Origin of the sequence: Blastococcus carthaginiensis, assembly GCF_030731085.1 — a bacterium.
In the GTDB taxonomy this organism is placed as follows: Bacteria; Actinomycetota; Actinomycetes; order Mycobacteriales; family Geodermatophilaceae; genus Blastococcus; species Blastococcus carthaginiensis.
Window position 1 is genome coordinate 222,892 of sequence record NZ_JASNFN010000005.1, and the last position, 6,321, is coordinate 229,212.

The following is a 6,321-nucleotide window of genomic DNA, read 5'->3' on the forward strand; positions in this document are numbered from 1 at the left end:
GACCTCCCCCGCCCAGGGGGAGGTCCTCTCAGCGGTGCAGCTCGGACACCATCGCGCGGAAGGGGCCGGCCACCGAGGGCGCCACCGCGATCACCATCGGCTCCCCCACCGGCGCACCGTCCAGCCCCGTCACGTCCGCTCCGGCCTCGGCGGCCACCAGGGCGCCGGCAGCGTGGTCCCAGGGGTTGAGGTCGAGCTCGTAGTACGCGTCGACCCGCCCGGCCGCCACCGCGCACAGGTCCAGCGCCGCGCTGCCGAACCGCCGGATGTCGCGCACCCGCGTCACGAGCTCCGCCACGACCGCCCCCTGCGCCCTCCGCTGCTCCACGCCGTACCCGAAGCCGGTCGCGACCATCGCCCGGTCCAGCGACGGCGGCGTCCCGACCGCGAGCCGGCGGACCGGCCGCCCCGGCGCCTCCAGCCACGCGCCGCCGCCGGACGTCGCCGTGAACAGCTCGCCGGTCGCCACGTTGAGCACCGCACCGGCGCGGACGACGCCATCGACCTCCGCGGCCACCGAGACGGCGTAGGCCGGGATGTCGTAGAGGAAGTTCACGGTGCCGTCGATCGGGTCGACGATCCACCGGACCCCGCTGGTGCCCTTCCGCGCGGCGCCCTCCTCCCCCAGCACGCCGTCCTCCGGCCGGGCGTCGAGCAGGCGGTGGACGAGCAGCTCCTCGCTGGCCGCGTCCACCGCCGTCACGACGTCGACGGGGCTGGACTTGGTGCTCACCTGGTCGCCGGCGGACTCGCGCCCGTGGGCCACCAGGACTGCGGCCTCCCGGGCCGCCGCCACGGCCAGCTCCAGGAGCGCGCCCGGTGCCGGGCGGTCGGGGACGGCTGCGCGCACGGAGGTCATGCACCGATCCTGCCGCAGGGGTGGAAGGCGCAGTTGCCCCGATCACTAACCTGTCGGCGTGCAGGGCTTCGGGGTGGACATCGGCGGCAGCGGCATCAAGGGGTGCCTGGTCGACCTGGACGCGGGACGGCTGATCGGGGAGAGGCTGCGCATCGAGACGCCGCAGCCCTCGCTGCCCGGGTCCGTCTTCGACGTCGTGGCGCGGATCGTGGACTCGTTCGGCTGGTCCGAGCGCGTCGGGGTGACATTCCCCGGGGTGCTCAAGTCCGGCATCGCCCACACGGCGGCCAACGTCGACGAGAGCTGGCTGGGCACCGACCTCGCCGCAGGCGTGGCCGAGCGCATCCCCGGCACGGTGGAGACCCTCAATGACGCCGACGCCGCGGGCCTGGCCGAGATGCGCTACGGCGCCGGCCGCGACCGCAACGGCGTGGTGCTCATGCTCACGTTCGGCACCGGCATCGGCAGCGCCCTCTTCGTCGACGGCCGGTTGGTGCCCAACACCGAGTTCGGCCACATCCAGGTCGACGGCGAGGACGGCGAGAGCCGGGCCTCCGCCGCCGCCCGGGAGCGGGAGGAGCTCAGCTACCCCGACTGGGCGCTGCGCGTCGACCGCTACCTCGACGTCCTCGAGGGCAGCGTGTGGCCGGACCTGATCATCGTGGGCGGCGGCGTCAGCAAGAAGGCGCACAAGTGGGTGCCGCTGCTCTCGACGCGCACCCCGGTCGTGCCGGCGGAGCTGCAGAACGACGCCGGCATCGTCGGCGCCGCCCTTGCGGCCGCCGAGCACACCCCGGCCTGACGCTGCAGGAGCCCGGCCAGGGCCGTCGCCGTTCCCCTCCCGGGGCCGTCCGCCCGCCCCCTCGGAGCGAGGGGCCCGGGTGCGAGGCGCTGGTTTCGCCCGGCGACGTCGTTACAATGGTGGAGCCCCAGCCCGCCGCTCTCCAGCCGGGAGGGATCCCCCGACCCGAACGCGGCCAAACGCCGTGCCGGTCACGCGGGGTCCGCTCCCCGTTCGAGCGCAGGCCGGAGCCGCTGCCCGTGGACCACACGGTCCTCCGGGGAACGCACCCAGCACGGGAAGGAACCTGAGTGCCCGCCGATCAGCCAGCACCGGAAGCAGCCGCAGCGAGCACCCCGCGCGCCAGGACGGCCGCCGCCGGTACCCGTGCCAGGAAGCCGGCCACCGAGCCGGCGGCCGCACGGAAGAAGGCACCGGCCAAGGCCGCCGGCGCCAAGGGCCGCACGAAGCCGGCGATCACCCCGTCGCCGGGCGCCGGCGAGGGCGCCGTCCTCACCGCGGTGGCCACCGAGGAGGGTGCGGTCGCGGTCGTCGACGCCGGCTCCGAGGGGCTGAAGCTCGACGAGACGGTCGTCACCGGCAAGGACGGCGTCGAGGTCGCCGCCGAGGAGGAGACCGCCGAGGGCGGCACCGACTTCGAGTGGGACGAGGAGGAGGAGTCCGAGGCGCTGCGCCAGGCCCGCAAGGACGCCGAGCTCACCGCCTCCGCCGACTCCGTCCGCGCCTACCTCAAGCAGATCGGCAAGGTCGCCCTCCTCAACGCCGAGGAGGAGGTCGACCTCGCCAAGCGCATCGAGGCCGGGCTCTACGGCGCCGAGCGGCTCCGCCAGGCCGAGGAGGAGGGCCAGAAGCTCTCCCCGCAGATGCGCCGCGACCTCAACTGGATCGTCCGCGACGGCGAGCGCGCCAAGAACCACCTGCTGGAGGCCAACCTCCGCCTGGTGGTCTCCCTGGCCAAGCGCTACACCGGCCGCGGCATGGCATTCCTGGACCTGATCCAGGAGGGCAACCTCGGCCTGATCCGCGCGGTCGAGAAGTTCGACTACACCAAGGGCTACAAGTTCTCCACGTACGCCACCTGGTGGATCCGGCAGGCGATCACCCGCGCCATGGCCGACCAGGCCCGCACCATCCGCATCCCGGTGCACATGGTCGAGGTCATCAACAAGCTCGGCCGCATCCAGCGCGAGCTGCTCCAGGACCTGGGCCGCGAGCCCACCCCGGAGGAGCTCGCCAAGGAGATGGACATCACCCCGGACAAGGTGCTGGAGATCCAGCAGTACGCCCGGGAGCCGATCAGCCTCGACCAGACCATCGGCGACGAGGGCGACAGCCAGCTCGGTGACTTCATCGAGGACTCCGAAGCCGTGGTGGCGGTCGACGCGGTCAGCTTCACGCTGATGCAGGACCAGCTGACCAGCGTGCTGCAGACGCTCTCGGAGCGGGAGGCCGGCGTCGTCCGGCTCCGGTTCGGGCTCACCGACGGCCAGCCGCGCACGCTCGACGAGATCGGCCAGGTCTACGGGGTCACCCGCGAGCGGATCCGGCAGATCGAGTCCAAGACCATGTCGAAGCTGCGCCACCCGAGCCGCTCGCAGGTCCTGCGCGACTACCTCGACTGAGCACTGAACGCGAGAGGCCCAGAACCGTCGAGGTTCTGGGCCTCTCGCGTTCACTCGTCGCCCCCGTCGCCCGAGAGGGTCACGAACTCGTGACACCGGTGTGCGCCGACACCTGTCGGGTAGACGGCGTAGCGTGGGACCCGTCAGAACAGCAGCGGACCCACGGTCGGGCCGGTCAACCACCGGTCCGGCAGTTGATCACCAGCACGTGCACCACCAGTTCCACCCCAGTGACGTCCCCTGCTGAACCCGCTCCGCCCACGCCCGGTGTGTTACGGACTCATCTCTTTCGGCGAGTCCGGGATGAACCGGGTGGGAACGGGAATCCGAGGGGCCATCCTGGCGCTGTGCAGGAGGCCGATCCGCAGCCGCGGGTCCGTGCGGTAGAGAGCGAGTGATGACCCAGATGACCCAGACGCTGACGACGACCCCCGCCGCCGACGACCTGGTCGTGCCCTTCCACTGCGACCGCTGCGGCGCACTTGCCAAGGTCCGTGTCGTGCTCGCCAACGGCAGCGACCTCGTGTTCTGCGGGCACCACGCCCGCGAGTACGAGGGCAAGCTGCGTGACATCGCCGTCGACATCATCGACACTGAGGGCGAGCAGCGCGTAACTGCGTGAGAGAGGCGCTATCGTCGCGCCCGCGATGACCGCCTCACCTGACGACGCCGCCGCGTCCGACGTCCCGCCTCGTGCGGGCGCCGGGCCGGCGGCTCCGTCGTCTCCGGGGATCCCCGGTCGGCGGCGACCGGAGGAAACCCCCATGTCCCAGCACCACCCCGCACCCGACGAGACAGTGCGCATGCGTCCCGACGGCGGGGACGGACCACCGCCGCCGACCGGCCAGACGCCGGGGTACGAGGCCGCACCGGACGACACCCGCCCGGTGGGCCGCGACTGGCAGCGCGGCGCTCCTGCCGCCTCACCGGCCACCGCGGAGACGGCCACCGCGGAGACGGCCACCGCGGAAACGACCTCCGCCGAGCCCGGCCCGGCGGAGCAGGCGAACAGCACCCGCCGCATCCAGCAGGATGCGGATGGCCCGGTGGCCGACGACCCCGCCGGTACCGCCGCCATCCCCCCGGTGGAGCACCGCGAGACCATGGCCACCGTGCCCGTGCACACCGGCGACGGGGGCACCGACGGCCCGCCGCCACCCGGTGACGACCGCCGGGGGGCGCCCCGCGGGCCCTGGTGGCGTCGCCGCACGACGCTGATCCCCGCGGGCGTCCTCGCGGCGCTGGCCGTGCTCTACGGCGCCGACCTGCTGGTGGCCTCCGGTGAGGTGCCGCGCAACACGGTCGTGGCCGGGGTCGACGTCGGGGGGCTCACCCCGGCGTCGGCCGCCCAGCGGCTGGAGGAGCGACTCACCCCCCGGGTGGTCGCCGACCACACCGTCACCGCCGCCGACGTGACGGGCACCCTCTCCCCCGCCACGGCCGGCATCACCCTCGACGTCCCGAGCACCGTGGACGTCGCCGAGGAGCAGCCGCTCAACCCGTGGACCCGTCTGGTCACCCTCTTCTCCGACCGCGAGGTGGAGCCGGTCATCACCGGGGAGGAGACGGCGCTGCAGGCCCAGATCGAGGGCATCGCCTCGCAGGTCGACCGTGCCCCGCAGGACGCCACCATCGCCATCGACGGCACCACCCCGTCGGTCGTGGAGCCGGTGGACGGCCGGACGCTGGACCGCGAGGGCGCGGCGGACGCGATCACCGACGCGCTGGCCTCCGGGGGCGACCCGAGCACGCCGATCGAGCTGCCCGTGGACGTGACCCCCGTGCGCGTCGACGCCGAGGAGGCCGGGCGCGTCCTCGAGGAGACCGTCACCCCGGCCCTGTCGGCGCCGGTGGAGGTCGTGAGCCAGGACGGCGCCACCTCCGTCGAGGTGCCCGTCACCGCCATCGCCGGCTCCCTCACCTTCACGCCCCAGGACGACGGCGAGCTCGCCGTCGGGCTGGACCCCGAGGCGCTGCAGACGGCTCTCGGCGAGGAGCTCTCGGTCTTCGGCACCCCGGCGGAGGACGCGACGTTCGAGGTGTCGGGTGACGCGGTCAGCGTCGTCCCGTCGGTCGACGGCACCGGCATCGCGCCGACCCGGCTGGCCGAGCAGCTGCTGCCGGTCCTGACCGAGGAGGCGCCGCGGACCGTCACCGCGGAGCTGGGACCCGTGCCGGCGGAGTTCACCACTCAGGAGGCCGAGGCCCTCGGCATCCGGGAGGAGATCTCCAGCTTCACCACGAACATCGGCAACCCGGCCAGCGGCACGAACATCCGGGTGGTCGCGGAGGAGGTCGACGGCGCGATCATCATGCCCGGGGAGACCTTCAGCCTGAACGGCTTCACCGGGCCGCGCGGCCTCGCGCAGGGCTACGTGGAGGCCGGCGTCATCAACAACGGCGAGTTCACCACCGCCGTGGGCGGCGGCATCAGCCAGTTCGCCACCACGATGTTCAACGCCGTCTTCTTCGCCGGCCTCGAGGACGTCTTCCACAAGCCGCACAGCTACTACATCAGCCGCTACCCGGCCGGCCGCGAGGCGACGGTCTACTACGACTCGATCGACCTCACGTGGCGCAACGACGGCGACACCGGCGTCTACGTCGACACGGCGTGGACCCCCGGGACGATCACGGTCACCTTCTACGGGACCAAGCGCTACGAGATCCAGTCGATCAGCAGCGAGCGCTACAACTTCCGCGAGCCGGTCGTGCAGAACAAGCCGGACAGCCCCACCTGTGAGCCGCAGTCGGGCTCGACCGGCTTCGACATCACCGTCACCCGCGTCTTCCGCGACCTGAACACCGGCGCGGAGATCAAGCGCGAGGACTTCCGCACCCGCTACGCCGCCGAGCCGGTGATCAACTGCGTGCCGGTGGAGCCGCCCGCACCCGGCCCCGAGGGCACCGCCCCGGGCGGCGCGCCGGCACCCGGCGGCCGGCGCCCGGCGCGCACACGGGCGGCCTGACGTCGCGTTCCGACCCGACCCGGTGGGGGGGCGGGCCCGGCACCCCCCCGGGCGGGGCGGGGCCGGGCG

At 73.4% G+C, this 6,321-nt stretch carries 5 protein-coding genes; 4 read left to right on the forward strand and 1 reads right to left on the reverse strand.

What is annotated here, in order from left to right:
* Positions 1 to 28: 28 nt before the first annotated feature.
* Positions 29 to 859 carry an inositol monophosphatase family protein gene (locus QOZ88_RS08040; RefSeq protein ID WP_305999268.1) on the reverse strand — a complete coding sequence of 277 codons (831 nt, stop codon included), beginning with the start codon at positions 857 to 859 and terminating at the stop codon, positions 29 to 31.
* 58 nt (positions 860 to 917) lie between these two features.
* On the opposite strand from QOZ88_RS08040, the gene ppgK reads away from it, so the two are divergent.
* The 4 genes from ppgK to QOZ88_RS08060 all read left to right on the forward strand — a co-directional run bounded on the left by ppgK (position 918) and on the right by QOZ88_RS08060 (position 6,252).
* Positions 918 to 1,661, forward strand: a complete 744-nt coding sequence (gene ppgK, locus QOZ88_RS08045) for a polyphosphate--glucose phosphotransferase (protein WP_305999269.1) — start codon at positions 918 to 920, stop codon at positions 1,659 to 1,661.
* Between the two features lie 290 nt (positions 1,662 to 1,951).
* Positions 1,952 to 3,283 (forward strand): RNA polymerase sigma factor, encoded by a 1,332-nt coding sequence (locus QOZ88_RS08050; RefSeq protein ID WP_305999270.1) that lies wholly within the window; start codon positions 1,952 to 1,954, stop codon positions 3,281 to 3,283.
* Positions 3,284 to 3,680: 397 nt separating this feature from the next.
* On the forward strand, positions 3,681 to 3,905 hold the full coding sequence (locus QOZ88_RS08055) for a DUF7455 domain-containing protein (RefSeq protein ID WP_091930645.1): 225 nt from the start codon (positions 3,681 to 3,683) through the stop codon (positions 3,903 to 3,905).
* A 142-nt stretch (positions 3,906 to 4,047) separates the two neighbouring features.
* Complete coding sequence (locus QOZ88_RS08060) at positions 4,048 to 6,252, forward strand: VanW family protein (protein WP_305999271.1); 2,205 nt, start codon at positions 4,048 to 4,050, stop codon at positions 6,250 to 6,252.
* Positions 6,253 to 6,321 lie beyond the last annotated feature (69 nt).